This is a genomic window from Pseudomonadota bacterium (assembly GCA_039024915.1).
In the GTDB taxonomy this organism is placed as follows: Bacteria; Pseudomonadota; Alphaproteobacteria; order Rhizobiales; family MH13; genus MH13.
This window is the reverse complement of the sequence record JBCCPK010000005.1, coordinates 174459-199966: the sequence shown is the minus strand read 5'-3', so window position 1 is coordinate 199966 and position 25508 is coordinate 174459. Positions and strand designations below refer to the sequence as shown.

The window sequence follows — 25508 nt, the reverse complement described above, 5'->3', positions numbered from 1 at the left end:
TTCGTTCCGCGAAATCCATTCCTAGAATAACACGCTTCATAAGATATCACCTCTGGCAGCACGCATTTCGCAGGCATCGCGGTTACGCTTGTCCGAAAGTGGTGTTCGCCGCGGTCAGCTTAACGGTTTACCGGGCCGAACGGTCGCGCAACACTGATGCCGATGACCCTCGATCAGTTGCGCACCTTTCTGCAAATCGTCCGCCAAGGCTCGGTGCGAGCGGCCGCTACATCGCTCCATGTCACCCAGCCCGCGCTGTCTGCGCGGCTTGCGAGCCTTGAAGCATCGTTGGGGACGGCCTTGTTCGAGCGTCGCGGGCAGGGCTTGGTCCTGACCAAAGCCGGCGCCGACCTTGTTCCGCTTGCGCAACAAATGATTGATCTCGCGGGTCGTATTACCGCGGCGGTCACCCCGGATGATCAACTCACCGGCCTTGTTCGGATTGGTGCGGCGGAGACCATCGCCCAGGCGTGGCTCCCGGCGCTGATCTCTGCGGTACAGGCGCGCTATGAGGCGCTGACCATCGAGGTTTCGGTCGATATCTCGGTCAATCTGCGCGATCAGCTTCTCGATCGCACCATCGACCTGGCGTTTCTGATGGGTCCCGTCTCCGAATACTCGACGGAAAACATCGATCTGCCTACCTTTGAACTGGGCTGGTTCGTGGCCCCTGTGCTTTTGGAAGACGGGCCTCCTGATCTCGCGACCGTCCCGGTCATCACCTACGCCCGCAATACGCGGCCCTTTCGCGAGCTTAAATCTGCCTTGACGGAGCGGCACGGGCCATCGGTGCGGCTGTTCCCGTCGAGTTCCTTGTCGGCGTGCTTCGAGATGGTCGCCGCCGGCCTTGGGGTTGGTGTTCTTCCGACGCGGCTTGGCGCTTCGCGTGTCGTTGCGGGCCATCTGGCCACGTTCGACCCCGGCTGGATGATCAGCCCGCTGCGTTTCACCGCATCCTATGTCGGCGAGCCGGAAAACCCGGTTGTGCGGGAAGCGGCGAAGATGGCAGCGATCATCGCAGAAGAAGACGACCAATGATCGAAAAAACTGATCGCTTACTACAAGAAAAAGCGATTTGACCTTATCGGTGTTTCGTTCACACACTGACGCCAATATCGAGATTGGGGGAACATCACACGTGTCACAAGTGCGGCTCTTGTCCAGCGGTCTTCCAGTAAAACCAGAAGGGCGTTTCAGCCACGCCGTCCTTGCGGATCAGCCCGTGGACCAGGTCCGTTCCAGCATTCGTTCCGGGGACTATCAGCGCCACACGGCGGGCCTGGCGTCAGGTCATCTCCAATGCAATCTGGTGATGCTGCCCGAGGCCTATTCTGGCGACTTCAGCGACTTTTGTGCGCGCAATTCCCAGGCTTGCCCATTGGTGGGCAGATCGGAGCCGGGCGACCCGCATATCCCAGCACTTGGTCCCGACATCGACCTGCGCACGGACGTGCCGCGCTACAACGTTTACCGCGAAGGCCGTCTTGTGGAGAGTGTTTTGGACCTAACGCGGCTTTGGCGCGACGACATCGTGACCTTTGCGCTGGGCTGCTCGTTCACCTTTGAGCGCGCACTTACGGAGGCGGGCATCGCCATGCGCCACATCGCTCAAGACAAGACGGTGCCGATGTTCATTTCCGACCGCGCGACCAAGCCATCCGGAGCATTCTCGGGGCCGATGGTGGTCTCCATGCGCCCGATTGCCGAAGCCGATGTCCAGCGCGCGATCAGCATCAGCGCACGATACCCTCAGGCTCACGGTGCACCGGTACACATCGGTGCCCCCGGCGAGATTGGTATCGCCGATCTGATGCAGCCCGACTGGGGCGATCCGGTTGAAGTCCATACGGGCGAGGTGCCGGTCTTCTGGGCGTGTGGCGTGACCCCGCAAGTGGCGTTGCGCGCAGCCCGACCCTCGCTTTGCATCACCCATGCACCGGGTTCGATGCTGATCACGGACCTTGACGAATTCCATCCGCTTTAATGCCGAACAAATCGATCATGACAGGAGTAAGTCTCATGAAACGCCTGACCGTTCTTTCCCTTTCAACCGCCTTGCTGGGCAGCCTCGCCGTCGCGCCGGTTGCGGCCGAAGAACTGGCCGTCGTCGGTTCTTGGAGCGGGCTGCCGCTCCACAAACAGTTTGAGGGACCTTTCTGGACTGAGACCCTTGGTACCGTTGGTGATGGAAGCCTGTCATCGGCACTGACCACCCATGACCAGATGGGTCTCGGCGTAGGCGACGTATTCCGGCTTCTGGGCGAAGGCGTCTACGACGTCGCGATGACGGTTGGCGATTACGCGGTCGCCGACTCTCCGGCGCTTGAGGGGCTCGATGTGCCGTTGATCGCCACGGACGCCGCCACCGCTCGCGCTGCCGTCGATGCGGCCCGTCCGATGGTCGAGGATATCTACGCCGAAACCTTCAATTCGAAGGTTCTCGCGATTGCGCCCTACCCGCCGCAGGTCGTGTTCTGCAACGCCGAGGTCGCGAGCCTTGCCGATCTGGAAGGCAAAAAGGTTCGCGCGTCCGGCCGTATGACCGCATTGTTTCTCGAAGCGCTTGGTGCCGAAGGCGTGACCGTAAGTTTTGGTGAGGTTCCCGGCGCGCTGCAACGCGGTGTTGTCGATTGCGCCGTGACGGGTGCCGGTTCGGGCTACAATGCCGGCTGGTGGGAGGTCTCCACCCATCTGATGGCAATCCCGCTTGGAGGGTGGGATCCGGTGGTCACCGCGATGAACATGGACACCTGGAACAGCCTGCCCGCTGACCAGCAGGAAGCGCTTCTGGCAAGCATCAAGACCGAGTTTGAGGACCCTGCATGGGCCGTGGCGCAGGATGGCCTCGCCATGGACATCGCCTGCCTGACGGGGACATCGGAATGCACGCTTGGCGACGCCCGCGACATGACCCTGGTCGATGTGTCGGACGCGGACTTTGAGCAGGCGCGCGAGATTCTCATCTCCCAGGTACTGCCCGACTGGGCGGAGCGGGCGGGCGGCGACTGGGCCGAGCGGTGGAATGCTTCGGTCGGCGCGACGACCGGTGTCGAAATCCCGCTGAATTAGACCGGCGGACATGACTTCCCTCGACGGCTCAATCGAAACGCTGACCGGTCTTCGCGTACCCTCTGCCGCGGATGAACCACGATGGATCAGCTGATCGATCGGGCCGTCGGGGCCCTTCGGCGGATCAATGACGGCATTGCCATCGCGGCAGGGCTCATCCTTCTGCTGACCGTCGGCTATATCCTGACAGATATTGTCGGTCGCCGCTTTGGTACCGGTCTGGGCGGCACCGAGGAGTATGCCGGTTACGTCATGGCGATCACAACCAGTTGGGCGATGGCCTATGCCCTGTCCCGGCTTGCCCATGTGCGTATCGACCTTGTGCGCGCAAAGCTCCGACCCATGGGACAGGTTGCGATGGATGTCCTCGCCCTGTGGGCGCTGGCTGCAACCGCAATCTTTATTGGCATCAAGGCGTGGCCCGTCTTCGCGCGATCATGGCGGCTCGATTCGGCGGCCAACACGCCGCTGGAGACCCCTTTGTGGATCCCACAAATTCTCTGGTGGTCCGGCTGGGCCTGGTTTGCGCTTACCGCGTCCATCTTCGCACTGGCGATCGCCTGGTATGCCGCCAGGAAGCAGATCGAGAAGGCCGAGGCGGTCGGCGGCGCGGGGACCGAGGTATGATAGCCTACATTGGCTTCGGATTGCTCGGTTGCCTTGCGCTTTCGATCCCGGTCGGCATCACGCTGTTCTTGCTCGCTTTTGGGATCGACGCCTTTTTCTCCCCTTTTCCTCTGATGCGCGGGCTCGGCGCGATCGTCTGGTCGTCGTCGAACTCGGCGACGCTGATCGCGATTCCGTTCTTTGTTCTGCTTGGCGAAATTCTTGTCCGTTCCGGCGTCGCCGAAAGGACATACGCCGCGTTGGACCGTTGGGTGAGTTGGATGCCCGGTGGGCTGATCCACGCCAATATTGGCACTGCAACCCTGTTTTCTGCGACCTCTGGATCGTCGGTCGCAACCGCCGCCACGGTTGCAACGGTCGCGATGCCGCAGGCCGAGCAGCTCAACTACAATCCGCGTCTGTTTTCCGGCGCAATTGCAGCCGGTGGCACGTTGGGAATCATGATACCGCCGTCGATCAACCTGATCGTCTACGGTTTCCTCACCGAAAGCTCGATCCCTCAGCTCTTCCTCGCTGGCCTCCTTCCCGGGCTCATGCTCGCGGCGATGTTCATGGTCATCACCGCCATTCTGTGCACGATCAATCCCAGACTTGGTGGTCCGGGGCGCAAGGCGACGTGGCGGGAACGCATCGTCGGTCTGCGTGATCTCGGACCTATCCTGTTTCTGTTCGCGGCCATCGTCGGCTCGATTTACCAGGGCTGGGCGACGCCGACCGAAGCCGCCGCTGTCGGCGTGGCAATTGCGCTGATCATCGCTGCGTTCAATCGTGGTCTTTCCCTGTCGATGTTGATCGATAGCCTGCGCGGCGCCGTGAAGATAACGGCCATGATCATGCTCGTTGTCATCGGCGCTTACGTGCTCAATTTCGCCTTGTCATCAGCCGGGCTTGGCCGGGCGCTGCAGGATTTGATGACGGGCCTGGGCTGGTCGCCGCTCATGACGCTGTTCGCGATCATCCTGATGTACATCGTTCTCGGCTTCTTCATCGAAACATTGTCGCTGATGGTCGCGACGATCCCGATCATTGTGCCCATCGTTGTCGGGCTGGGTTACGACAAGATCTGGTTCGGGATCCTGATGATCATTCTCGTTGAGATGGCTCTGATCACGCCGCCCGTTGGGCTCAATCTGTTTGTCGTCCAGGGCGCTCGCAAATCCGGTTCATTCACCGATGTGATGGTGGGCGCGATTCCGTACGCGCTTGTGATGCTGTTCATGGTGGGGCTCTTGATCATTTTTCCGCAAATTGCGCTGTTCCTGCCATCGGGGCTGTGAAACATCATGACCACTCTGAGCTTTGAAACCAACGATGGCCCACTTGCTGTCACGATCACGTCGCTGACGATCGCCGGGTGGACGGGTCGCGACCCCAAAGCGGTTCAGCACCATATCGACGAACTCGCAGCCATCGGCGTGCCGCCACCATCGACGGTGCCGCTGTTTTACAGGGTTTCACCGAGCCTCCTGTGCCAGACGGATGAGCTTGTGGTGCTCGGCGAAGAAACGTCCGGAGAAGCGGAGCCGTTCCTGCTGCGCGCGCAAGGAAAACTCTGGTTAGGGGTCGCCTCTGATCACACCGACCGCGGTTTGGAGGCAACTTCGGTGGCGCACTCCAAGCAGGTGTGTGCGAAACCCGTTGCGAAGGCACTGTGGGACTTCGATTCGCTATCGCAACGAACTGATATTTTGCAGTTATCTTCGTGGATTGAAGAGGCCGGAAAGCGAAAACCCTATCAGAAGGGCACCTTGGCATCGATGCGTCCGCTAACAGAGCTCTTAGCGGGTAACCCGCTGCAGGAGGACGGTGAGGCCATGCTTTGTGGCACCCTTCCAGCCATCGGTGGGGTTCGACCGGCTAGCGGCTTTGGCATGGCCTTGCACGATGATTCAGGCGGACGATCGATAGCGACCGACTACCGTATTGTGACGGTGCCGGTTGTGGCCTAGCTAAGCGGCTTTCCGCGCATGTCACGCTTGCCCGTCAGGATATCAAAAACGCGCTCGATGCGCTTGGCGATGGTGGGCGCGGTTTTCGCGCTTGCCACCATGTAAGCGAGGCCGCGCTGTTTGCCTAGGGTCAGGGCATCCCACAAAGCATGAATTTCCGGTTCTTCCTGCATGGCGTGGAGCAACGGTACCGGCACGTCCACTGCATCCTGGTCGGCAATCGCAAAGCGGACATCCACCCAATCTCCGCGCTGCGCGGAGATGGCGTCTAAAAATTTCTGGGACAGGAGCAGATAGTGTCGTCCACGAACAGGCGTGCATGAACCCGAGTAGGGCGCACCCGCAATTTCCCCTTCGATCCGCAACCGCGGATGGTCAGCGAAGGGCAAGGCGGCTTTCATCTCTTCTGGAAGCCAAATGACCGTGTAGAGATAGCGTGCGGAGCCGACATCATGGGTCGTGATTTCAGCTTCGAAGCTATGGGGGTAGAAACTCATGGCATCACCCTAGGGCGCTATCGGCAGATTACGAATCGAATCGCTGCACAATTCAACGGGCTCAAGTCCTTGAGAACGAATCATGATTTTTGAAGCCGTATCGGTTTTGTTCTTACCGTCATTCATCTTTTGATTCTGGTTTGGACTCGCTTTGCTGCGGATCGAGAAAACATTTCTGTTAAACGGGATGTGGTTTCCGGTTTCCTCAATTGAGTTGATTTTCCGGGCCACCCCGTCGTTGGTCTCAAGCCATAAGCAGAAAACGGGCGGTTTGCCTGCTGCGTTTCCCGTCCGTTAACCATACATTTCAAGCCAGTCGAGAAAACCGAACTTATTCCGCGAACGGAATGGTCGTGGTTCCGAAGCTGACCGATGCGACTGTCTCGGAATGGAACAATCATCAGCGTCAGTGATGCCGGCGGCTTCGGCGCCCGCTCCTTGGTTGCCCAAAAACCAGAGACGTTTATCCTGTCTGCGTGTCTGTCGATGAGGCTTCGGTGCGTCCAAGTATGCGTCAGATCACGCTGCTGCAGATGCAAGCGAGCAATGTCATGATGCTCGTTAAGCATCTGACGGCGTTAACGATTGCCGAGCGCGCGAGCACCTTTCTGCGCTCTACTTATTCCCTGTTTGTTCCAATCGAGGCGAGAATCGGATTGGCTGCCAAGTCAAGTCATCCCGACGGGAAAAGTGATTGGGACTTTGGGGGGCGGCCGGGCGCTCACTGTCACCGAGTTGTCATCATTGGTATGGCACCGCGACCTTGGCTTTTGCCTGCGAAGATGATTCCATTGCCCGGTGCTTCCCGCTACCCATATTCCGTTCGAAGAGCTTGTGCCCGCTCGATGACTGTGAGGTCTTATGCCCCGCCTGTTCACCGGATTGGAGGTTCCGCGGCAGGTTCGCGACCACCTGGCACTGTTGCAAAGCGGCCTGCCCGGCGCCCGTTGGATTGATCCCGACAATTTCCATGTAACCTTGCGGTTCATAGGTGACGTCGATGGATCGATGGCGCGGGAGGTCGTTTGTGCGCTCGATCAGGTTGAGCGCGCGCCAATGACCTTGACGATTGAGGGTCTTGGAGCGTTTGGCGGGAACAAGCCGCATTCCTTGCAGGCGAGGGTCCGCATCACGCCGGACCTGTTGGCGTTGCAGGCAGAGCAGGAACGCATGATGCAACGGCTTGGGCTTCCGGCCGAGCGCCGATCCTACACCCCCCATGTAACGCTCGCCCGCTGCCGAGGATTGCAGCCCGGCGCTGTCGCGCATTGGCTGCAGCAGCGTGGCGGTATCATGCAGTTGGCGTTCGATGTCGAACGCTTCGTCCTTTTTTCGTCGCGCGACTCTGTGGGTGGCGGACCCTATGTGATTGAAGACGACTACCCGCTCATCCCATCGCTCGTTGCTTGATCACACCTATCAGTTCTCATTATTCAGGAGTTTCGCCATGCCCCGCTTGTCTGATAACGACCGCGCCGCCGCCCTCGCTGATCTTGATGGCTGGAGCGCGGTCGATGGTCGCGAAGCGATCGAGAAGCGGTACACGTTCAAAGATTTCGTCGAAGCGTTTGGTTTCATGACGCGCTGCGCCATCCTGTCGGAGAAGGCCGATCACCACCCCGAATGGTCGAACGTTTACAAGACGGTCGAAGTCGTCCTGACCACACATGATGAGGGTGGGGTTACTGAGAAAGACATTGCGCTTGCGCAAGCCTTCGACGCTGCCGCTTAGGCCCGCGCGCACCGATAAGCGTGGGGCGTGAGCCTTGTGCGCGCCGTTTGCCGGTCCCAAATAGGTAGCGGCAGGTGAGGCGAGTGAGAGGAGTGTTTGCAAGATGAGCGGAACGGATGACGCATTTGATGGCGATGTCCTGTCGGACGATGAGCGTACCCAGTTCGATGACAATGAAGCGCGGGTGCGGCGGGATTTCTTTGCCACCGTGCGCAAGGCTGCCGGGTCGGTCCCGTTTATGGATGAGCTGGTTGCCGCATATTACTGTGCGCTCGACCGTGAGACGCCCACGAGGGTCCGCGCGACGCTTCTAGGGGCCCTCGCCTATTTCGTTCTACCGCTCGACGGTATTCCTGATTTCATCCTCGGGCTCGGGTTCACCGATGATGTTGCGGTGATCATGGGCGTGTTTGCGCTGATGAGCAGCCACATCACCGATGAACATCGTGAGGCGGCCCGAAAGGCGCTGCTTAAAGAAGAGTGAGCCGGCGCTGATCGCACGTTGAGGCGCAGCCGAAGCGCAAGATCAGCGCCAGCCAGAGAGTGTTGATCGCACGTTGAGGCGGGGCCGAAGCGCAAGATCAGCGCCAGCCAGAGAGTGCTGATCGCACGTTGAGGCGGGGCCGAAGCGCAAGATCAGCGCCAGCCAGAGAGTGTTGACCGCACGTTGAGGCGCAGCCGAAGCGCAAGATCAGCGCGAGAAAAAGCGATCTGATTGCCCGTTCGGCCTTAAACGCCGAGTCTGGCCGACCTTCTCAAAAGGCGTTGGTGATGATCGCATCCGTGCACTCAAACCCAACCTGGCAAAAGCCCACCCAGATCACAGTTTTGGCGCAGCTCCTGCAAAAACAGAAAGGGGCCGGCAGTGCCGACCCCCCGCGTTTTTTATCCAGGTTCGAACCTGTCGTTCCGACCCGCCTTAATCGGCTTGCCGTCACTGTAATGATTCAGCGCGCGCTTAGAGGCTGCTCCGACACGCTCGCTTCACCACCAGCTTTCACCTGGCCATAAAAATCGCTCGACATCGGTCACCTCCTTTCGGTTGTTGCAAGACACGATGAAGGTGGAGCGGATTCGCATCCCTGACAAGGAGAAAACCATATGGCGATGATGCAGTTACGGGCACAACCGGGACTGATTGTTGTGCAAACGACACTAGATGACCCGAAGGTGGCCAAGGCGCTGGCTCGCTCGCTGGTCGAGGCCCGGGTCGCAGCGTGCGTTCAGATCAGCTCCATTGAGTCGACCTACGTTTGGCAGGGGCAGACCGAAGTTGCCGTCGAACAGCTGCTGACCATCAAGACCGCGAGCGATCGGCTCAACGATCTGACCGCGACCATCAGCCGTGAGCATCCCTATGATGAGCCGGAGTTCATCGTCTTGCCCGTGTTGTCAGCGAGCGAGGGTTACACGTCCTGGATTGAGGGGAGCGTTTCCCAGACGTCTTCGCCGAAGTAGCCAGGACCAAGACGGGCGGTCATCGCCGCCTGCAGAAGCTTCGCCGGCTTGACATAATGGGCGTTGCAACGCGCAATTGCGGCTGGCGCGACGAAGGCCAGCGGAAACATGGGACAGACGATCTTCATCAGCTATCGTCGGGATGATGCCGCCTCTGAGGCGGGCCGGAATCACGACCGCCTGGTTGCTGAGTTCGGCGGAGACAACATCTTTGTCGATGTCGACAACATTCCGCTCGGCGAGAGATTTGCCGATGTTATCGCTGAGCGCATAGCGGCGAGCGATGTCCTGCTCGCGGTGATCGGGCGCGATTGGCTTGACGCTTCTGATGACAATGGCCGTCGCCGTCTCGACGATCCCGAAGACTTTGTCCGCATGGAGTTGGCTGAAGCGCTTGAGGCCAAGCTTTTGGTGATCCCGATCCTCGTACAAGGATCGATGACCCCGCGTGCTGATACCCTGCCCGACGCGATCCGTGACCTTTCCGGTCGGCAGGCGTTGCGCGTTGATCATGAGACCTTCCACGCTGACCTCAGCCGGTTGGTTGCGCAGATCAGGCGCCGCCCTAAACTTATCGAAGCGCGTTCGGAAAGCTTCCAGGGCCCGTCACAAGACAATCACGAGAATGGTGGCGATGGGCTCGCCGATGAGGGTGCATCAGACGCGGAGCATCAAAGCGCAAAGGCTGCCGATGAGCCGCAGGAACCGGTCGTGCGCGGTAACCGCGATGCGGCAGAAAAGGCGGATGAAGGGGAAGATCACCCGGTTGCTGCGGCACAGCCGGAAGCCCCAATCGAAGAGACGTCCGCTCGAACCGTACCTGAAGGTGAGACGCAGGATATTTCCCATTTTGCGCGGGAGCCGCAACGTGCGGCGGCTGCTGAGACCGACGAGCTTGAACCGGGTTGGGTCCGCGAACGGGTTCTTCCGTTTGGTATCGCTTTTCTCGCCTATGGCGGTTTTGCGATCGTTATGACGTCGAACGGACCGGAGGCCGACAGACAGGCGGGGTCTTTCCTTTACGTCACTGTTGCTTGGTTGTTTATTGGGTTCCTGATGTTCATTGCCGATCGGCTCAACCTCGCCGCCGTTTGCTTCATTGCGGCCGCCTTGCAGGTGCTAACCGCTGTTTTCCTCAGCGCATCTGTCGGAGATCCCGGAGCGGTTTTCCTCGTCCTTGGGAGTATTGCCGGCGCGTTTGTCCTGCTTGGCCTCTATTATGCCCTGGGCAAACGCTAAAGCGTTTCCGGTCGTTTCAGATCAAACACCTCTGTCACCCTGGCATAGTCGCTGTAGCCGAGCCGTGCGAGCGGCTGGAAAACGGTGGGATCGACGCGGCCATCGACCAGGCAATCATCGCGAATGTGCACGCCGGTCACCTCGCCGAATGTGACTATGTTGGCCTTGCCGGGCAGATCAACGATCTGGATAAGCCTGCATTCGAGGTTTGCTGGCGCGCCGGCAACGCGCGAACAGGCGATGGTGGAACACGGTGCTCGCCCGATTCCCGCATGCTCGAATTCATCGATTTCCTTCGGCAGTTCTGCCGATGAGGCATTCATTGCGTCGCGCATCGCGTAGCCCACCACGTTGACGCAAAATACGCCCGTTTCCATGATGTTGGACACGGTGTCTTTGCCTTTTTCACGGTCTGGCTTGGTCGATGTCGATGCGAACATCACCTGTGGCGGAACGTAAGACACGGCATTGAAAAAAGAGTAGGGGGCGAGGTTCTCTGAACCGTCCGCGCCGCGGGTCGAAATCCAGCCAATGGGTCGCGGCGAAACCAAGGCGTTGAACGGATTGTTTGGCAGGCCATGGCCGCTTTTGGGCTCGTAGAACATGCGACCCCCCTCATACGCCAAATAGTTCTGGGAACGGAACGAACCGGCCATCCGCCGAGACAGCTGGCTTGGGTTGCTTGAGATCTACGCTGCCAGAGGCGTCAGCATGAACGTGCCGAATCCGGCGAAGGTGCGCTGTGCGCCCGCCAGAACGTCAGCTCGTTCATCGCTGTCTTCATCAAAGGTTTCCAACCGTTTGAGCAAAAGCCGCCACGCGGTGAGCCGCTCCGGGGAAGCCGCGAAGAAGCTCGACTGAAAATCGGGAAAGCTTGCCGAAAGCGCTCGCCCGATGATTTGCCCGCCAAATTGAGAACCCATCAGGACGTACAGCGCACCCAGACACTGCGCTTCGCTTGTCAGGCCGTGTTGGTATCGGCACGAGCAGGCTTCTGCCGGAGACAAGCTCAGAAGGTCGCTGACCAGTGCCTGGATTGGAGCTTCCAATGACAGATCATCACACCAGCCATTCGAGGCGCGTGCGCGCTCGACGGCCTCGTAGATTGCGAAATGATGCGCCAGAACGTGGGCCAGCTCAGCGCGAGCAAGCGAGCCGTCGGCGAGCGGCGCGAGGCGTGGATGGTGGTGGAGGGCTTCATGCGCTTGCCGTGTTTCATCGGCAAGCCAGGCGCGCACCGACCGGTGCTTTGCACTCATTGCAGGTTCATCTCCGCTAACGCCATGGGGGTCAGCGGCTTTTGGTACAGCCCCTCGATAGCGTCCGCAGCCTGGGACCGCTCTATGTCCTCGGAATTTGTCGCCGCAGATATCATGAAGACACGCGCGCCCATGCGCTCGAAGGCGCCTTCAGCGGAGAGTGTATCGATGGTCTCAAAGCCATCCATGATCGGCATTCTGATGTCCATAAAGATGATGTCGCATTCCAGGCCGCCATGGACGGCGTCGATGAACTCCTGTCCCCCAGGAAAGGATTGGATTGCGGACGCCCCTTCTCTCTTAAGCAGGATTTCCGCAAAGAAAATGTCCGCTTCGTTATCGTCGACCAATGCAAAGCGTACATTCAACAGACTATCCGCCATTGGGGACCCAATCAAGTTTGGAATAAATCAGCTTATGCTTATGCCAAAAGTGCTAATTTAAGCAATTACTGATGCGTACTCCATCTGACGTTATCGGTACAGCTTAGATTGTTCGGCCCCAAAGCTCGGTCGTGAAATTCATTTCAAGGCGGGTGCCGTTCCTGTAGTTGGGATCAATCACCACACGTGTCTTGTGCAGCTCGGCGATGCGCTGGCACGTGGCAAGGCCCAGCCCGCTGCCCGAGACGGTGTCGTTGCGGTGCAGCCGTGTGAATGGCTTGAAAACCTCCTGTTCGCGATCTTGCGGAATGCCCTGGCCATTGTCGGTGACCGAAACATGAATGAAGCGATTGCGGCGGGCTGCGTCGATCACAATGTGCGGCGGCCTGTCGGCATGCCGATATTTGATCGCGTTCGACAGAAGGTTCATGAACAAGATGGTCAGCAGATCACGGTTCCCCGCGACTTCAGGAAGCTCCTCAAACTCCATGTGTGCACCGCTATCGTCGATCAATTGGGCGAGCATCCTGCGCGTATCGTCTAGGACGTCGGACAGCGAGACCATTTCTGGCTCGATTTCCTTGCGGCCAAGCGCCACGAATTTGGCCATCTGATCGGCGAGATTGCGCAGCCGGTCCGAAGAGCGGATGGCAAAATCCATCGATTTCTGAACCATCGGATCATCCACTTCCCCTTGCACGGAGCGGATCATCTCAAGGGCGCTGGTTATGGTGTTGATCGGGTTTTGGATATCGTGGGCGGCGGCGTAGGCGAACTGCGCAAGCTCTTCGCGTGTCTCTTCCTGGGAGAGTTGCAACTCCGCATTCATGCGTTTGAGATTCTGCGCCTGCGAGGCGATGATATCGAGGACGTCCTTGAAGATCTCGCGCGCGGCACTGATTTCGGCATCTGTCCACTCAAGCGCTTCTTCGCGGTGTTCAGTGACCCACTGATCGAACGAGTTTCGCGGGCTGAGGGCCGCCAGGCCGGTTGCATCGGTCGTTTCCCGTTTCCCGTTTGGCGCCCCTGCCCACCGAACCGTCTGCGTTATTGGGCCGCGAAACCACACAAGTTGACAGACGCGGTGAATGATTACGGGCTGGATGAGGACGCCACAGGCTGTATCCATGTGTTCGCGCGCGTCGGGCCACAGCTGATGCAGCGCGTTCGAGCGGAAATGGTCGGTGTCGTTGCTTTGCCGGGAAACCCAATGGATCAGGCGTCGCGTGAAGTCGGGCGGTGGTGCCCTGCCGACGCTGTAGATTTCTCCGTCGAACTGGAAGGCAAAGCCCTCAGCATCGAGGAACTCCTGAAGTTTCGGCGAGTAGTGAAGGAGTACCTCTTCAATGCTCTCACGCTGGCGCAGATGCGCGGCGACTTCGGCCTCGAGATCGCGCATGTCGCGGATCTTACGGGCCCGTTCGTCGCGTTGGACCGCGTCGAATTTCGCCATAAGCGCGTCGCCAATGTCGCGGACCATCCCCCACACATCATAGGGGACGTCGATACGCTCTTTGCCGTGGCAGGCAATCATTCCCCACAGGGTGTCGCCTGCACGCAACCCCACGCTGAACGAACACGAAACGCCCATATTGCGCAGGTATTGCGTGTGCATCGTCGAGACCGAGCGACCCAGACACCATGTCAGATCCATTCGATCCATGACGGGGCCGTCGGCGGAAACGATTGGTGAGATATCGTCGTTCGCTTCGAACACGCAGCGGTATGGCAGGATCTGCATCAGGTGCCGCGCTTGCTTGGGAATATCGGTTTCGGGAAAATGAAGGCCAAGGTAGCTGGGCATCCCTGGTCGTGCGCTTTCGGTGCGCACCCAGCCTGAGCCGTCTGGAAGAAACTGGTAGATTTTCACCCGGTCATAGCCGGTGAGTTCGAAGACCGCTTCACTGGCCAGTTGGGCCGCAACATCGAAATCGGGAGCCGCCAAGATGCTTTGCGAAGCCTTGTTGGAGGCGCGCAATTTGATGCGTAGGTCGCGCGGGGTGATCTCGACGTGGGGTACAAGCTCCAAAAAGATGCAATCGTCGGTGATGCACACGATCGGGTCGTACCGCTTGCCGTTGCGCTCTAGATCATCGCTCAAGGCGATGTTCTGATAGGAGATGGTGGGGTCCGCGTACAACTCGCTGATCTCTTCCTCGACCTCTGGAAAAAGCTCCTTGAGCGTCGGGCTGGTATCAGCAAGGCCCTCAAGGGAAGCGCGATTGGAAGCGACCGACGTAAGGCTTTCCGGAACCGCGAAGCCGGCCGATGCCGCGTTCTCGCTCCATGCCACCAGGCTCAGGGTGCCGGGATCAATGCATGCGATGACCAATCCGTTTTGAACCGCGCCGGACCGGTGAACCGCTTCTGTGTCACAGGTGTTCAGATCAACGGTTTGGACCGTATCGAAGAAGGTTTGAAGGCTGCGCTGGGTCATGGCCGGTTGGTGATTCCCCACATTGGCAAGTAACGCTAAGGTAAGTAACGCAGGGCAACCCGTACACAGCCCGGGTGCTTGAAACTCGCACAGGCGCTCTATGTGTCAAGACGTAACTCCATGAAAAATCGTGATGTTACGCCTGTGACCAAGGGGGTTTGAAATGGGCAAGCTGCACGCAATTGTTTTGGACGACTGCGATATTGATCAGTATTTTGCAACACAAACACTTCAAAAGACTGGATGGTTTGACGATATCGAACAATTTCTCGATCCTCGGCAGGTCTTAAACTTCCTCGCTGAGTGTCGATATCAGAGGCAACAGGTTGATTTACTTTTATCTGACTTCCGGATGCCTTATTTAAATGGCTTAGAATTTTTCTCCAAGCTTTACGCTGCTGAACTGCAACAAACGGTTCGTCACGCCTCGATGATGCTGACAGTTCCGCTGCTCCCGCGCGAAGAACAAGCATTGCACAGACTGGACCCTTCCATCGGTTTCCTGACGAAGCCTTTGGCAGAAACGGCGATCAAGCAGGCCCTGTTGCACTAATCGGGTCAGCGCTGTTGATCGCCTTTCCGGTCGGGTCGCGGTCGCGGGCGGCCTGAGCCGGCTTCGAGGTGGTCGGTCGGGATGGCCAGAAGTGCGACGAAGCTAGCAAATATGACCGCATTGAGCAGCCAAATCAGCGTTGTGCCGCCGCTGATCAGCACGTGGATGATGATGGCGAGCATGCAGACGGCCAGACCCCCAGGTAGCCCCATGTCGCGGATGCGTTTCGCCATCAGGTTTGCGCCCGCTGCGACGGAGCCGATCAGAGCCAGTGCTGACATCCAGACGGTCGTCTGACCCCACGGCAGCAGACCCAAATTCTGGCTCGCGCTCGCGACCGCACGACGGTCAAAATAGGCTGGGTTGCTTAATGCGTCCAGCAGGGCGGAATAGGTCAGATAGGTTGCAGCCATGGCGATCGGAAACAGCAGCGCAAACGGCACTGGTTTGATCTGGCCATGGTACCAGTCGCGGAACATGGCCCGCAGTGCCATGGTTGTGAACGTGGTTGCTGACGTTTGCATAAAAGAGCCTGTGTCTGCCGCCCCATAAAGGTACGTGGATAACCGCTTCCCGGACTTCCTGACATATTGTCCGGCTTGCGGCGGTCAATGCGGCGGTCAATGCGGCGCGTCTGCAGGGGGATGCGCATGGAGGCGCAAAACCCGGTTTGCAAAAGGCGCCAAAGGCTCGCGTGCCGTCTTCGGTCCCAAACTGTGCTAAGCCGCTTGGTGTCCGTGCGACAGGTAGACGCTTCCCTTGGCCAAAGGCCTTCATGACTCAAGATCAACTTGTGCTTTTCGGGCTCTTCGGAGCGGTGTTTGTGCTGCTGGTCTGGGGCCGCATTCGCTACGATTTGGTGGCGTTTTCCGCGCTTCTGATCGCTGTCCTCGGCGGTTACGTCCAGGCGGATGACGCCTTCATGGGCTTCGGTCACCCCGCGGTGGTGATCATCGCGCTGGTCCTGATCGTGTCCCGCGGCTTGGTGAATTCGGGCGCTGTCGAGCTGATTGCGCGCTTTGTGGTCGATCCCGATCGCAAGCTCCCTGTCCATATCTCGGTCATGGCCGTCGCAGGCGCCGCTCTGTCCGCGGTGATCAACAATGTCGCCGCGCTGGCGCTCCTGATGAACCTCGATATCGATGTTGCCAAGAAGGCGAAGCGCGCTGTGGCGCTGACGCTGATGCCACTATCTTTTGCGACCATCTTGGGCGGCATGATCACCCTCATCGGGACGCCGCCTAATATCGTCATTGCGCAGTATCGGCAGGACGCGCTCGGCGCACCCTTTTCAATGTTCGATTTTGCGCCGGTAGGATTGGTGGTTGCGAGTGTGGGCATTGCCTTCATCGCCACCATCGGCTGGCGCTTGATACCGAAACGCAAGGGCGCGGATGGACTGGCGGATGATGCGGGGCTTTACGTTGCCGAAGCCCGCGTTGGCGATGAGTCAGCTGCGATCGGAAAGCTGGTCCGCGATCTCTACCCGCAGGCGGTGGATGCCGACATTCAGATTCTTGGCTTGGTGCGTCGCGGCGTGCGCCTGCCGGGCTTTTCGCGCACGCAGACGCTGCGCAAGGGCGATTTTCTGGTGCTTGAAGGCGACCCGAAAGCCATCGAAACGTTCATGGGTAAGGCCGAACTGGATTTCGCGGGTTCCGAAAAACATGGCGGGCTACGCGGGACCAATCTGACCCTGATTGAAGCGATTGTGCCGGACGGGGCGCGCATCGCCGGGCGCTCGGAAAGCGACGTGCGGCTTCTCTACCGGCATGGGGTGACGCTTCTGGGGGTCTCGCGGGAGGGCACGCGTTTCCGTGACCGAGTGCGACGGCTGACCATCAAGGCCGGCGATGTGCTGCTGCTGTTGGGGCCCGACGACCGGATGGATCAGGTGACGGCATGGCTTGGGGTTTATCCCATTGCCGACCGCAAGACCGATGTCATTCAGCGCCGCAAAGCGGTTGCTGCGATTGGGGCGTTCGCTGTTGCCATCGCGCTCGCCGTGTTGGGCGTGACGACGCTGACGATCGGCCTTGGATTGTGCGTGGTGGCCTATGTGGCAATGGGATTGTTGGGCGGCGAAGATTTCTACGCGCACATCGAATGGAAGGTGATTGTCCTACTTGCCTCCCTCATACCCCTTTCAAGCGCGCTCGAAGCATCTGGTGGGACGCAGCTCATCGCCGATGGCATCGTCAGCGGCACATCGGGTCTGCCGGTTTGGGCCATCCTTGCCGTGTTGATGGTGGTGACCATGACGCTGAGCGACTTTCTCAACAATGTGGCCACAACGCTGATTGCTGCGCCGATTGCGGTCTCCGTTGCCCAGTCCATCAACGCCAATCCGGATCCGTTCCTGATGGGCGTTGCGGTGGCCGCGTCCTGCGCGTTCCTCACGCCCATCGGTCACAAGAACAACACGATCATCATGGGCCCCGGCGGCTATCAGTTTGGCGATTATTGGCGGATGGGTCTGATCCTGGAGGTGCTGGTCATCGCAGTCGCGGTACCGACAATTTTGGTGGTTTGGCCGTTGTGAGGCGCGAACCGCCTTTCAGCCACAGCTGATGGCGAGGATCGTCACCCCATCTTCCGACAGTTGAACGTTCCGACGCGTCTCGATGAAATCCATCGTCACGGCATCGCCGATCCGAAAAATGCGTTGCGGCTCATAGTCCGGCAGGGATACGTCCGCAAACGGCTGGCCGACAAGGCTTTGTAGTGTTTCGGCACCGCACGGATCAGCAACATCTGCGCTGGGCGGGTCGGAGGGTGCTGGCTGACAAGCGACCAGAAGCACAGCGAGCAATGAGAAGACAAACGGGCGGTCAAAGGACTTGAGGCGCAGTGTAGCGGGTTCAGACAAATGCTTCCTGGCGTTTGGCACGACGTATCCAGCGCTGCTCATTGTAACAATGGCGATTGTCCCTGCAACGGCGTGTCTGGCTCGCCGAAACAGGTTCCGCTCAGGAGCGTCCAGTTTGTGGGAAAGCCATTGCTGTGAAAGATCACCGTGACGCGACCCCAAGCCGTCCCGCTGAAACCATCGGGCCCCGTCATTGTCGCCCCGCAGCCTTCGCCAATGGTTTGAATCCAGAAGCCCTCATGGATCGAACGGTTATCGTAATTGCCAGCAAGCTCCTGGATGTATATCCGCCTTGGGCCCTCCAGCTGATCGATCTCCCAGACGGCCACGCCTTTGGTCTCTGACAGGTAGACAACTTGCCCGTCTGGTGTCTCCCACACCTCATCCGAAGACGCCACACAAGCCGAAGTGACGAGGATAAAAAGGGCAATAAGCAAGCGCATCGGGCGTTCCTTCCATGTTGCGGTCGGGCACAAAAAAGCGGGCCGAAGCCCGCCTTCTTCCTTGGCCTTTAATCCGAGTGCCAGTGCTACCTGGGCCCGGCTACATATTTGCTGGCGCAAATCTTGCGCGTCGCGCGGGCTGGTTGCCCGCGCACACCGTGCGCCACTTTTTGGTCGCTAGCTTTCGCGTCAGGGGCGCTGAAGCGCGCCCCTTCTACGTGCGCCAGCTTTTGGCGCTAGCTCTTGTTCTGCCGGTTCTCGATCAGATCATCGACAACGGCCGGATCGGCGAGTGTCGACGTATCTCCAAGATTGTCGAACGAATCCTCGGCAATCTTCCGCAGAATACGCCGCATGATCTTGCCTGAGCGGGTCTTCGGCAGACCCGGAGCGAACTGGATCAGGTCCGGAGACGCGATGGGGCCGATCTCGGAGCGGACCCATTTGACGAGCTCCTTGCGCAGGTCGTCGGTGGGGTCCTCGCCTTCCATCAAGGTCACATAGACATAGATGCCCTGACCCTTCAGATCGTGCGGATAGCCCACGACCGCGGCTTCCGACACTTTCGGGTGGGCAACGAGAGCGCTTTCCACCTCTGCGGTGCCCATACGGTGGCCTGAGACGTTGATGACGTCGTCCACCCGGCCGGTGATCCAGTAATAGCCATCCTCATCGCGGCGGCAGCCATCACCCGTGAAATACATCCCCTTATAGGTGGAGAAGTAGGTTTGCACGAAGCGCTCATGGTCGCCATAGACCGTGCGCATCTGGCCGGGCCATGAGTCTGTGATTACGAGGTTACCCTCGGTCGCGCCTTCGAGGATCACCCCTTCGGCATCCACCAGCGCCGGTTGCACCCCGAAGAAGGGCCGCGTCGCCGAACCGGGCTTGAGCGCGGTCGCCCCCGGCAATGGCGTGATCAGGATGCCGCCGGTCTCAGTCTGCCACCAGGTGTCAACGATCGGGCAGCGAGCTTCGCCCACGACCGAATAGTACCAGTTCCAGGCTTCGGGGTTGATGGGTTCACCGACCGAGCCCAGCACACGGAGTGTCGAGCGGTCTGTCTTCTTCACATGCTCTTCGCCTGCGCCCATCAATGAGCGGATGGCAGTTGGGGCGGTGTAGAAGATGTTGACCTTGTGCTTGTCGACCACATCCCAGAAGCGCGAAGGCGAGGGGTAGGTCGGCACGCCTTCGAACATCAAGGTCGTCGCACCGTTCGCCAGCGGTCCGTACACGATGTAGCTGTGGCCGGTGACCCAACCGACATCGGCGGTGCACCAGTAGATGTCGCCGTCCTGGTAGTCGAAGACGTATTGATGGGTCATCGACGCATAGGTGAGGTAGCCGCCCGTGGTGTGCAGGACGCCCTTGGGCTGACCGGTCGAACCTGACGTGTACAGGATGAACAGCGGGTCTTCGGCGTTCATTTCCTCCGGTTCAACGAAGTCTGGCGCACTTTCGGCCGCTTCGTGATACCAGACGTCCCGACCGTCCTGCATGGCGATGTCACCACCGGTGCGCTTGACCACAACCACGGTCTCAACTGGTGCGGTCTCGGCCGCTTTGTCCACGTTGGCCTTGAGCGCAACTCTCCGGCCACCGCGCAAACCCTCATCGGCTGTGACAACCACTTTCGATTGGCAACCTTCGATGCGCTGGGCCAGCGAATCCGGCGAGAAGCCGCCAAAGACAATGGAATGCACCGCGCCCAGCCGGGCGCAGGCGAGCATGGCGTACGCCGCTTCGGGGATCATAGGCAGGTACAGCGTGACGCGGTCGCCCTTCTTGACGCCCGCATTCTTCAGCACACCAGCCATTGTGTTCACGTGCTGGCCGAGTTCACGGTAGGTGATCTCAAGGCTATCGCCGGGATCATCGCCTTCCCAGATGATGGCAACTTGATCGCCGCGCGTCGCAATGTGCCGATCCACGCAGTTCGCCGAAACGTTCAGCGTTCCGTCTTCGAACCAGCGGATATCGACATTGTGTGGATCGAATGAGGTGTTCTTGACCTTGGTGTAAGGCTTGATCCAATCGAGCCGTTTGCCGTGCTCGCCCCAGAAACCCTCTGGGTCGGACACCGATCTGTCGTACATTGCTCGATATTTGGCGTCGTCGATAAGCGAGGCCGAGGCCACCGCATCCGGCACCGGATAGATTTCACTCATGGGTAGTGTTCCCTCTTTCTCACGTTTCCCGAAAGCGCCGTGCTGCGCTTCCCGATTGCCCCACTATCGGTGCGCGGATCGCCCGCGCATGCGTTTTGATTAGCCCGGTTTCTTCGCCTCGTCTTGCGGAGGCGTTTGATCCTAAAACCGGTTTTTGAGCCGAATACACTTTCGGCCAAGCGGACCTGTTCAACAAGGTGGTCGATCTCGCCCATTGGTCGCACATTTTGGAGAAAATGCTGCCCATTGAAGCCAAAGTGGAGCCGAAAGCACTGCCAACGGCAAGCTGCAAGACAATCCGCGATGGCTGGGGCCCGTGCCTTGATGCGTGTCAAAGCGCGCTGGCCCCTGGTCACTTCACTTGACCGCGGATAGGCCCGGGCGCACATGAGGGATGATGGAGACAGCCGTTCGATCAAATGAAGGACAAGCCGCCGCAGACGCGCGGGCACCCGGCTCTTGCTGCGGTGCGCACGCCACAAGCGGCGAAGAAGCGCCGATTGCCCGCCGCCCGCGGGACTGGCTGCTGCTGGGCTCGGGCGCGACTATCCTCGTCGCCTATCTCGCGGGTTTCGTCCTCGACCATTCCGATCTTTGGGGCTTGGGCCACTTTGCCCATGCCATTCAGGACATGATCAACCTGATGTGGTGGGGTATCGCGGTCGGCATGATCGCTGTGGGCCTCATCGACAGGGTCCCGCGCGCGTTTGTCATCGGCATGATCGGGCGCGATCAGGGCGCCGCCGGTATCGGCCGTGCAATGCTCGCGGGCGTGTTTCTCGATTTGTGCAACCACGGCGTGCTGATGGTCGGCGCGAAGCTCTACGAGCGCGGTGCCTCGCTCGGACAGGTTTTCGCGTTTCTGATCGCCTCGCCGTGGAACTCCCTATCGCTGACGATTATCATCGGGATCATGATGGGTTGGGGTTGGATGGTCGTATTCATCGCGTGCTCGCTCGTCATCGCCGGTGTTGCCGGCCTCGCCGTCGAAGCGCTGGAGCGGGCAGGGCGCGTGGCGCCGAACCCCAACCGCGTCGATCTGCCCGAGAACTTCAATGTCTGGCGGGAGGCGCGCGCCGGGCTCAAACGAACCCGCTTCGACTGGGCATTCGTCACAGACACCGCCCGCCGGTCGGTCACCGCAAGCCGCACGGTGCTGCGTTGGCTGCTGTTCGGCGTCGTCCTGGCCGCGCTGATCCAGGTGACGGTGCCGACGGAGGTGTTCGCGGCATGGTTCGGGCCGACCTTGCTGGGTCTGTTCACAACGCTGGTTGCGGCGACGGTCATCGAGGTCTGTTCGGAAGGCTCGGTGCCGATTGCCGCCGATCTGATGGGCCGGGCCGCAGCGCCGGGCAATGCCTTCACCTTCCTGATGGCGGGGGCCGCGACCGACTACACCGAAATTCTTGTCCTCAAGGAAGTCACGGGGCGTTTGCGGGCGGCGCTGCTCCTGCCGCTTCTGACCGTTCCGCAGGTCGTCGCGATCGGATGGGCGCTCAACGCCTTCAGCTGACCCGCGCGATCCCTGCCCTGCCCCTACCCTTGCCCGCCACCGGCGCTGTCGCGGATGCCGAGCGCGCGCGCGCGGGCATACGGGATGTACATCGCGCAGCAGATGACGGCCGCGAAAACAAACGGCGCGCCGGGCAGGTAAAGCCCCTCTCCGTCGGTGAACCATGCGAACAGGCCGGTCACGATGGGCGGCGCAATGAAGGCGACGATAGCGGTCGCGCTCATGACCGCGCCGTTGAGTTCGCCCTGTTCGCTTTCGCTGGTGGCGTTCGACGCAAGCCCCTGCAGGCCCGATGAGCCAAACCCGGACATCGCTGAAAAGACCAGGATGATATAGCCCCACATGCCGTTGGGCGCGACGGCGTAGGCCGCGAAACAGGCGATGGCGAGGATCGTCGACCAGATGATCACCCGGTGTTCGCCATACCGTTTGAGGACCACCCGCAGGATGAAGCCTTCGCCAACGGCGATCAGAACGCCGAAGACCGCAAGCGACACGCCCACATCGGCGGTGGACCAACCAAACTGCACGGGCGTGTAATAGGCCCAGACGGCGGGGTAGACCTGCATGGCGAATTCGAGGATGGCGCCGGCCACAATAAGCATCAGGACCGGTTTGATGCCCCAAAAGCGCTTTAGGGTCCCGACGGGATTGGCACGGCGGATCTCAAACGCCCGGCGTTTTTCCGGCGGCAGGCTTTCGGGCAGCGCGAACCAGCCGAACACGACGCCGCCGACGCAGAAGGCCGCCGCCGCCCAGAAGGGCAGGCGCGGATCGATGGTGCCCAGGAGCCCGCCGATTGCCGGGCCGATGACGAAGCCGACGCCGAACGCCATGCCGATCAGGCCGAAATTCGCGGCGCGATCCTCCTTCGGCGAGACGTCCGCGATATAGGCGTAAGCGGTGACGAAGCTCGCGCCTGCGAGGCCCGACAGGATGCGCCCGATGAACAGCCATAGCAGCGTCGGCGCCAGCGCCATGATCACATAGTCGAAGGCAAGGACGGCAAGCGACAACAGGAGGACGGGGCGGCGGCCATAGCGGTCCGAAAGGCCGCCCAGGACCGGGGCGGAAAGGAATTGCATGAAGGCGTAGGCGAACATCAGCCACCCGCCGACAAAGGCCGCGTCGCCCAGCGAGATGCCGGTGCCATCCACATCGCGGATCAGTTCGGGCAGGACCGGGATGATGATGCCGATGCCGACGACATCGATACCAACCGTCAGCAGGATGAAGGTGAGGGCCTTGCGCCGCGCCGCTTTGGACAATGTGTTGTCCTGTGCGTCAGTGGATGCGTCGGGCGCAGATGGCCCGTTCCCTGCCGGTCGGGCAGGGGGAGCGGTCGGACTGTCGGGGTCGTCGGGGGTCGCCATAGCGCGGAGCCCGTGCGCCCGAATGGGTGATCAGTCAAGGGAGATTGGCCGCGTTAGCGACGGGATGCTGACAAGGTTGTCCTAAGCACTGGCCCAGTCGGCGACCATTGGTTGGGTCGGGGAGTAGTCGCCCTAGCCCGCCGCTTCCGGCTGTACCTCCGCACCCTCAACCCCCTGCCCGCTGCGGGCGTTGGCGGCGCGGAGCTTGCGGCCCAGATGCTCAGCGGTGCTGGCGTCGAGGGCGGTCCGGGCCCGGGGGTTTTTGGCGAGAAACCGGCGCAGCGCGCCAATCTCGAAGAACACGCACGTTCCCGGTTCCGATACCGTCACGGTTGCGGTCGCCGGCTCGCCCGTGCGGTAGGTGACATCGCCGACATAAGCATCGGGGCCCAGCGCCGCGACGCTGCGTCCGTCGATGCGCACATCCGCCACTCCGTCGAGCAGGTAGACCAGATGGTCGATGGGTGCGCCCTGCCGCGTCAGTTCGCTGCCAGGCTTCGTCTGCGTGATCATGGCTCGATCGAGCAATGCCCGCGCGTCGGTGCGGGAAAGCGTGGGCATCGTGGCAGTGAGGAAGCGCTGCTCTTCGGCGCCAAAGCGGACGGCGCGGTTGAGCCGGTAGATGCGGATGAGCCCGCCAAGCGAGATCGCGACCCACAGGCTGTTGATGAGCGCCGACGACAGGTTGAAGGCGTTGATCAGGCTGATCAGCACACAGGACGAAGCCAGAAGGTTGAGCCCGGCATACCAGTAGCCATCGCCCTGCAGGCGCCCCATCTGCAGCAGGAGATAGGCGGACAGGTAAAGCACCACGCCCAGCGCGCCGATGGCTTCATGCCAGCCATAAGAAGAGAGCTGCAGCACTCAAACTGTCCCTGATCATCGAAGCTTCAGGCTACGCGCTATACGGCACTTTGTCGTTTAGCCAACCGTGTACCGCGGCAAACCAGCTGTCGCGGCTGAAAGGCGGAGGCTTAAACCACTTCTTTGATTTTTGGGGGTCGTCCGGAGGGGCTTTGCGGCGCGGTTGGTGGGGTCCGGGAGCCGAAAAACGGATCGCTACCTTGATCGGCCGAACGCCTCCCTTCAGCCGGGGAGCTTTGCGGCACGTCGGCCTCGCTCTCAGGCGCGGCCAACGCGCGGTTCATTTCGTTTTCGACGATGCGGGCATTTGCAGCCCGCAGCTTGGCGCGCAAATTGTTCGCTGCGCTGTGTTCGAGGTGCGGCTGTACGCCGGGATTCTCATCCAGAAAACTGCGCAACGTATCGATCTCAAAGGAGACGATCACCGCAGGGCTCGACAGGATCACGGTTGCGCTGGCCGGTTGGGCGTCGGCATAGGTCACCTCGCCAATGTAGGCGCCGGGTCCGAGTGACGCTACCGGATGGCCTTGAACAATGACCTCGGCATCGCCCTCCAACATGTAGGCGAGATGGGTGATCTCCTCGCCTTGCGTGGTCAGCTCGGTGCCTGCATCGATGGACATGACATGCGCCAGATCCATCAGATCGCGCGCCAGCGGTTTGGGAAGTTTCGGCAGCGCGCGTTTGAGGTAAGCGGCTTCCTCGGTGTCAAACGCCACCGTGCGCCGGTCGAGCCAAAGGCGCACCGCGCCGATCAATGACAAGCCGATCCATAGAAGCTGGATCAAGGCCGTCCAGACGTTGAACGCGCCGGTCAGGCCGAACAGAACTCCAACGCCTGCAAGAGCATTCATCGCGCAGAAGGTGTAGGTGTCGGCGCGCAGGAAGCCCAACTGAAGCATTGCATAGGCGATAATGTACAGGCCAATGCCCGCAAGCCCAGCCCAGCTTGTCCAGCCCGTAAGACTGATTGTGTCTGCCAAGATGTTCATCGATCGACCACCGACACACATTCCATCGCGCCGGCGTGTTTTCGCACGCGGTCTGGAATGACCTTGGTGCCGCCATATCG

At 60.2% G+C, this 25508-nt stretch carries 26 protein-coding genes; 14 read left to right on the top strand and 12 right to left on the bottom strand.

What is annotated here, in order from left to right; all coding sequences use genetic code 11:
• Nucleotides 1–156: 156 nt before the first annotated feature.
• The 6 genes from AAF739_11470 to AAF739_11445 all read left to right on the top strand — a co-directional run bounded on the left by AAF739_11470 (nucleotide 157) and on the right by AAF739_11445 (nucleotide 5645).
• Nucleotides 157–1038 (top strand): LysR family transcriptional regulator, encoded by an 882-nt coding sequence (locus AAF739_11470; protein ID MEM6383285.1) that lies wholly within the window; start codon nucleotides 157–159, stop codon nucleotides 1036–1038.
• Between the two features lie 184 nt (nucleotides 1039–1222).
• Complete coding sequence (locus tag AAF739_11465; GenBank protein MEM6383284.1) at nucleotides 1223–1984, top strand: putative hydro-lyase; 762 nt, start codon at nucleotides 1223–1225, stop codon at nucleotides 1982–1984.
• A gap of 35 nt (nucleotides 1985–2019) precedes the next feature.
• The gene (locus AAF739_11460) at nucleotides 2020–3069 is read left to right on the top strand and encodes a TRAP transporter substrate-binding protein (GenBank protein MEM6383283.1); all 1050 of its coding nucleotides are present in this window, start codon (nucleotides 2020–2022) and stop codon (nucleotides 3067–3069) included.
• An 81-nt stretch (nucleotides 3070–3150) separates the two neighbouring features.
• A complete protein-coding gene (locus AAF739_11455) occupies nucleotides 3151–3696 on the top strand; it encodes a TRAP transporter small permease subunit (GenBank protein MEM6383282.1) in 546 nt (181 codons plus the stop codon).
• Nucleotides 3693–4973, top strand: coding sequence for a TRAP transporter large permease (locus AAF739_11450; protein MEM6383281.1), 1281 nt, complete (start codon nucleotides 3693–3695; stop codon nucleotides 4971–4973). Before AAF739_11455 ends, AAF739_11450 begins: the two co-directional genes overlap by 4 nt.
• 6 nt (nucleotides 4974–4979) lie before the next feature.
• Nucleotides 4980–5645, top strand: coding sequence for a DUF2848 domain-containing protein (locus tag AAF739_11445; GenBank protein ID MEM6383280.1), 666 nt, complete (start codon nucleotides 4980–4982; stop codon nucleotides 5643–5645).
• On the opposite strand, the gene AAF739_11440 is transcribed toward AAF739_11445, so the two are convergent.
• Nucleotides 5642–6142, bottom strand: coding sequence for a YdeI/OmpD-associated family protein (locus tag AAF739_11440; GenBank protein MEM6383279.1), 501 nt, complete (start codon nucleotides 6140–6142; stop codon nucleotides 5642–5644). The two genes, AAF739_11445 and AAF739_11440, sit on opposite strands and share 4 nt — an antisense overlap.
• Nucleotides 6143–7003: 861 nt before the next feature.
• Between AAF739_11440 and thpR the strand changes: the two genes are divergently transcribed.
• The 5 genes from thpR (at nucleotide 7004) to AAF739_11415 (ending at nucleotide 10571) form a co-directional block, all read left to right on the top strand.
• Nucleotides 7004–7552: an RNA 2',3'-cyclic phosphodiesterase gene (thpR, locus tag AAF739_11435; GenBank protein ID MEM6383278.1), complete on the top strand. Its 549-nt coding sequence runs from the start codon at nucleotides 7004–7006 to the stop codon at nucleotides 7550–7552.
• A 37-nt stretch (nucleotides 7553–7589) separates the two neighbouring features.
• Nucleotides 7590–7874: a 4a-hydroxytetrahydrobiopterin dehydratase gene (locus AAF739_11430; protein MEM6383277.1), complete on the top strand. Its 285-nt coding sequence runs from the start codon at nucleotides 7590–7592 to the stop codon at nucleotides 7872–7874.
• A 103-nt stretch (nucleotides 7875–7977) separates the two neighbouring features.
• Nucleotides 7978–8358 carry a YkvA family protein gene (locus AAF739_11425; protein MEM6383276.1) on the top strand — a complete coding sequence of 127 codons (381 nt, stop codon included), beginning with the start codon at nucleotides 7978–7980 and terminating at the stop codon, nucleotides 8356–8358.
• A 617-nt stretch (nucleotides 8359–8975) separates the two neighbouring features.
• A complete protein-coding gene (gene cutA / locus AAF739_11420) occupies nucleotides 8976–9332 on the top strand; it encodes a divalent-cation tolerance protein CutA (protein ID MEM6383275.1) in 357 nt (118 codons plus the stop codon).
• Between the two features lie 108 nt (nucleotides 9333–9440).
• Nucleotides 9441–10571 carry a toll/interleukin-1 receptor domain-containing protein gene (locus AAF739_11415; protein ID MEM6383274.1) on the top strand — a complete coding sequence of 377 codons (1131 nt, stop codon included), beginning with the start codon at nucleotides 9441–9443 and terminating at the stop codon, nucleotides 10569–10571.
• Here AAF739_11415 and AAF739_11410 read toward each other — a convergent pair.
• From AAF739_11410 to AAF739_11395, 4 genes are all read right to left on the bottom strand, one after another.
• The gene (locus tag AAF739_11410) at nucleotides 10568–11176 is read right to left on the bottom strand and encodes a flavin reductase family protein (GenBank protein MEM6383273.1); all 609 of its coding nucleotides are present in this window, start codon (nucleotides 11174–11176) and stop codon (nucleotides 10568–10570) included. The two genes, AAF739_11415 and AAF739_11410, sit on opposite strands and share 4 nt — an antisense overlap.
• An 84-nt stretch (nucleotides 11177–11260) precedes the next feature.
• Nucleotides 11261–11830 carry a biliverdin-producing heme oxygenase gene (locus AAF739_11405; protein MEM6383272.1) on the bottom strand — a complete coding sequence of 190 codons (570 nt, stop codon included), beginning with the start codon at nucleotides 11828–11830 and terminating at the stop codon, nucleotides 11261–11263.
• Nucleotides 11827–12213, bottom strand: coding sequence for a response regulator (locus tag AAF739_11400; protein ID MEM6383271.1), 387 nt, complete (start codon nucleotides 12211–12213; stop codon nucleotides 11827–11829). The genes AAF739_11405 and AAF739_11400 overlap by 4 nt, the downstream gene beginning before the upstream one ends.
• Nucleotides 12214–12316: 103 nt before the next feature.
• A complete protein-coding gene (locus AAF739_11395) occupies nucleotides 12317–14650 on the bottom strand; it encodes an ATP-binding protein (GenBank protein MEM6383270.1) in 2334 nt (777 codons plus the stop codon).
• A gap of 163 nt (nucleotides 14651–14813) precedes the next feature.
• On the opposite strand from AAF739_11395, the gene AAF739_11390 reads away from it, so the two are divergent.
• Nucleotides 14814–15203, top strand: coding sequence for a response regulator (locus AAF739_11390; protein ID MEM6383269.1), 390 nt, complete (start codon nucleotides 14814–14816; stop codon nucleotides 15201–15203).
• 5 nt (nucleotides 15204–15208) lie between these two features.
• Here the strand turns inward: AAF739_11390 and AAF739_11385 are convergent, their stop codons facing one another.
• Nucleotides 15209–15727 carry a hypothetical protein gene (locus tag AAF739_11385; protein ID MEM6383268.1) on the bottom strand — a complete coding sequence of 173 codons (519 nt, stop codon included), beginning with the start codon at nucleotides 15725–15727 and terminating at the stop codon, nucleotides 15209–15211.
• A 251-nt stretch (nucleotides 15728–15978) separates the two neighbouring features.
• On the opposite strand from AAF739_11385, the gene AAF739_11380 reads away from it, so the two are divergent.
• Nucleotides 15979–17745 (top strand): SLC13 family permease, encoded by a 1767-nt coding sequence (locus AAF739_11380; GenBank protein MEM6383267.1) that lies wholly within the window; start codon nucleotides 15979–15981, stop codon nucleotides 17743–17745.
• Between the two features lie 15 nt (nucleotides 17746–17760).
• Here the strand turns inward: AAF739_11380 and AAF739_11375 are convergent, their stop codons facing one another.
• The 3 genes from AAF739_11375 to acs form a co-directional block, all read right to left on the bottom strand.
• On the bottom strand, nucleotides 17761–18072 hold the full coding sequence (locus tag AAF739_11375; protein ID MEM6383266.1) for an I78 family peptidase inhibitor: 312 nt from the start codon (nucleotides 18070–18072) through the stop codon (nucleotides 17761–17763).
• Between the two features lie 38 nt (nucleotides 18073–18110).
• A complete protein-coding gene (locus AAF739_11370) occupies nucleotides 18111–18515 on the bottom strand; it encodes a hypothetical protein (GenBank protein ID MEM6383265.1) in 405 nt (134 codons plus the stop codon).
• 236 nt (nucleotides 18516–18751) lie between these two features.
• Complete coding sequence (acs, locus tag AAF739_11365; GenBank protein MEM6383264.1) at nucleotides 18752–20686, bottom strand: acetate--CoA ligase; 1935 nt, start codon at nucleotides 20684–20686, stop codon at nucleotides 18752–18754.
• A gap of 394 nt (nucleotides 20687–21080) precedes the next feature.
• Between acs and AAF739_11360 the strand changes: the two genes are divergently transcribed.
• On the top strand, nucleotides 21081–22199 hold the full coding sequence (locus AAF739_11360; protein ID MEM6383263.1) for a permease: 1119 nt from the start codon (nucleotides 21081–21083) through the stop codon (nucleotides 22197–22199).
• 23 nt (nucleotides 22200–22222) lie between these two features.
• Here the strand turns inward: AAF739_11360 and AAF739_11355 are convergent, their stop codons facing one another.
• The 3 genes from AAF739_11355 to AAF739_11345 all read right to left on the bottom strand — a co-directional run bounded on the left by AAF739_11355 (nucleotide 22223) and on the right by AAF739_11345 (nucleotide 25428).
• A complete protein-coding gene (locus tag AAF739_11355; GenBank protein MEM6383262.1) occupies nucleotides 22223–23467 on the bottom strand; it encodes a TCR/Tet family MFS transporter in 1245 nt (414 codons plus the stop codon).
• A 237-nt stretch (nucleotides 23468–23704) separates the two neighbouring features.
• The gene (locus AAF739_11350) at nucleotides 23705–24436 is read right to left on the bottom strand and encodes a cyclic nucleotide-binding domain-containing protein (protein ID MEM6383261.1); all 732 of its coding nucleotides are present in this window, start codon (nucleotides 24434–24436) and stop codon (nucleotides 23705–23707) included.
• Nucleotides 24437–24546: 110 nt separating this feature from the next.
• Nucleotides 24547–25428 (bottom strand): cyclic nucleotide-binding domain-containing protein, encoded by an 882-nt coding sequence (locus AAF739_11345; protein ID MEM6383260.1) that lies wholly within the window; start codon nucleotides 25426–25428, stop codon nucleotides 24547–24549.
• Between the last annotated feature and the right edge of the window lie 80 nt (nucleotides 25429–25508).

Coding starts and splice junctions, on each gene's coding strand:
- AAF739_11470 (MEM6383285.1), top strand. CDS start 157: ATGCCGATGACCCTCGATCAGTTGCGCACCTTTCTGCAAATCGTCCGC.
- AAF739_11460 (MEM6383283.1), top strand. CDS start 2,020: ATGAAACGCCTGACCGTTCTTTCCCTTTCAACCGCCTTGCTGGGCAGC.
- AAF739_11455 (MEM6383282.1), top strand. CDS start 3,151: ATGGATCAGCTGATCGATCGGGCCGTCGGGGCCCTTCGGCGGATCAAT.
- AAF739_11450 (MEM6383281.1), top strand. CDS start 3,693: ATGATAGCCTACATTGGCTTCGGATTGCTCGGTTGCCTTGCGCTTTCG.
- AAF739_11445 (MEM6383280.1), top strand. CDS start 4,980: ATGACCACTCTGAGCTTTGAAACCAACGATGGCCCACTTGCTGTCACG.
- AAF739_11440 (MEM6383279.1), bottom strand. CDS start 6,142: ATGAGTTTCTACCCCCATAGCTTCGAAGCTGAAATCACGACCCATGAT.
- thpR (MEM6383278.1), top strand. CDS start 7,004: ATGCCCCGCCTGTTCACCGGATTGGAGGTTCCGCGGCAGGTTCGCGAC.
- AAF739_11430 (MEM6383277.1), top strand. CDS start 7,590: ATGCCCCGCTTGTCTGATAACGACCGCGCCGCCGCCCTCGCTGATCTT.
- AAF739_11425 (MEM6383276.1), top strand. CDS start 7,978: ATGAGCGGAACGGATGACGCATTTGATGGCGATGTCCTGTCGGACGAT.
- cutA (MEM6383275.1), top strand. CDS start 8,976: ATGGCGATGATGCAGTTACGGGCACAACCGGGACTGATTGTTGTGCAA.
- AAF739_11415 (MEM6383274.1), top strand. CDS start 9,441: ATGGGACAGACGATCTTCATCAGCTATCGTCGGGATGATGCCGCCTCT.
- AAF739_11410 (MEM6383273.1), bottom strand. CDS start 11,176: ATGTTCTACGAGCCCAAAAGCGGCCATGGCCTGCCAAACAATCCGTTC.
- AAF739_11405 (MEM6383272.1), bottom strand. CDS start 11,830: ATGAGTGCAAAGCACCGGTCGGTGCGCGCCTGGCTTGCCGATGAAACA.
- AAF739_11400 (MEM6383271.1), bottom strand. CDS start 12,213: ATGGCGGATAGTCTGTTGAATGTACGCTTTGCATTGGTCGACGATAAC.
- AAF739_11395 (MEM6383270.1), bottom strand. CDS start 14,650: ATGACCCAGCGCAGCCTTCAAACCTTCTTCGATACGGTCCAAACCGTT.
- AAF739_11390 (MEM6383269.1), top strand. CDS start 14,814: ATGGGCAAGCTGCACGCAATTGTTTTGGACGACTGCGATATTGATCAG.
- AAF739_11385 (MEM6383268.1), bottom strand. CDS start 15,727: ATGCAAACGTCAGCAACCACGTTCACAACCATGGCACTGCGGGCCATG.
- AAF739_11380 (MEM6383267.1), top strand. CDS start 15,979: ATGACTCAAGATCAACTTGTGCTTTTCGGGCTCTTCGGAGCGGTGTTT.
- AAF739_11370 (MEM6383265.1), bottom strand. CDS start 18,515: ATGCGCTTGCTTATTGCCCTTTTTATCCTCGTCACTTCGGCTTGTGTG.
- acs (MEM6383264.1), bottom strand. CDS start 20,686: ATGAGTGAAATCTATCCGGTGCCGGATGCGGTGGCCTCGGCCTCGCTT.
- AAF739_11360 (MEM6383263.1), top strand. CDS start 21,081: ATGATGGAGACAGCCGTTCGATCAAATGAAGGACAAGCCGCCGCAGAC.
- AAF739_11345 (MEM6383260.1), bottom strand. CDS start 25,428: ATGAACATCTTGGCAGACACAATCAGTCTTACGGGCTGGACAAGCTGG.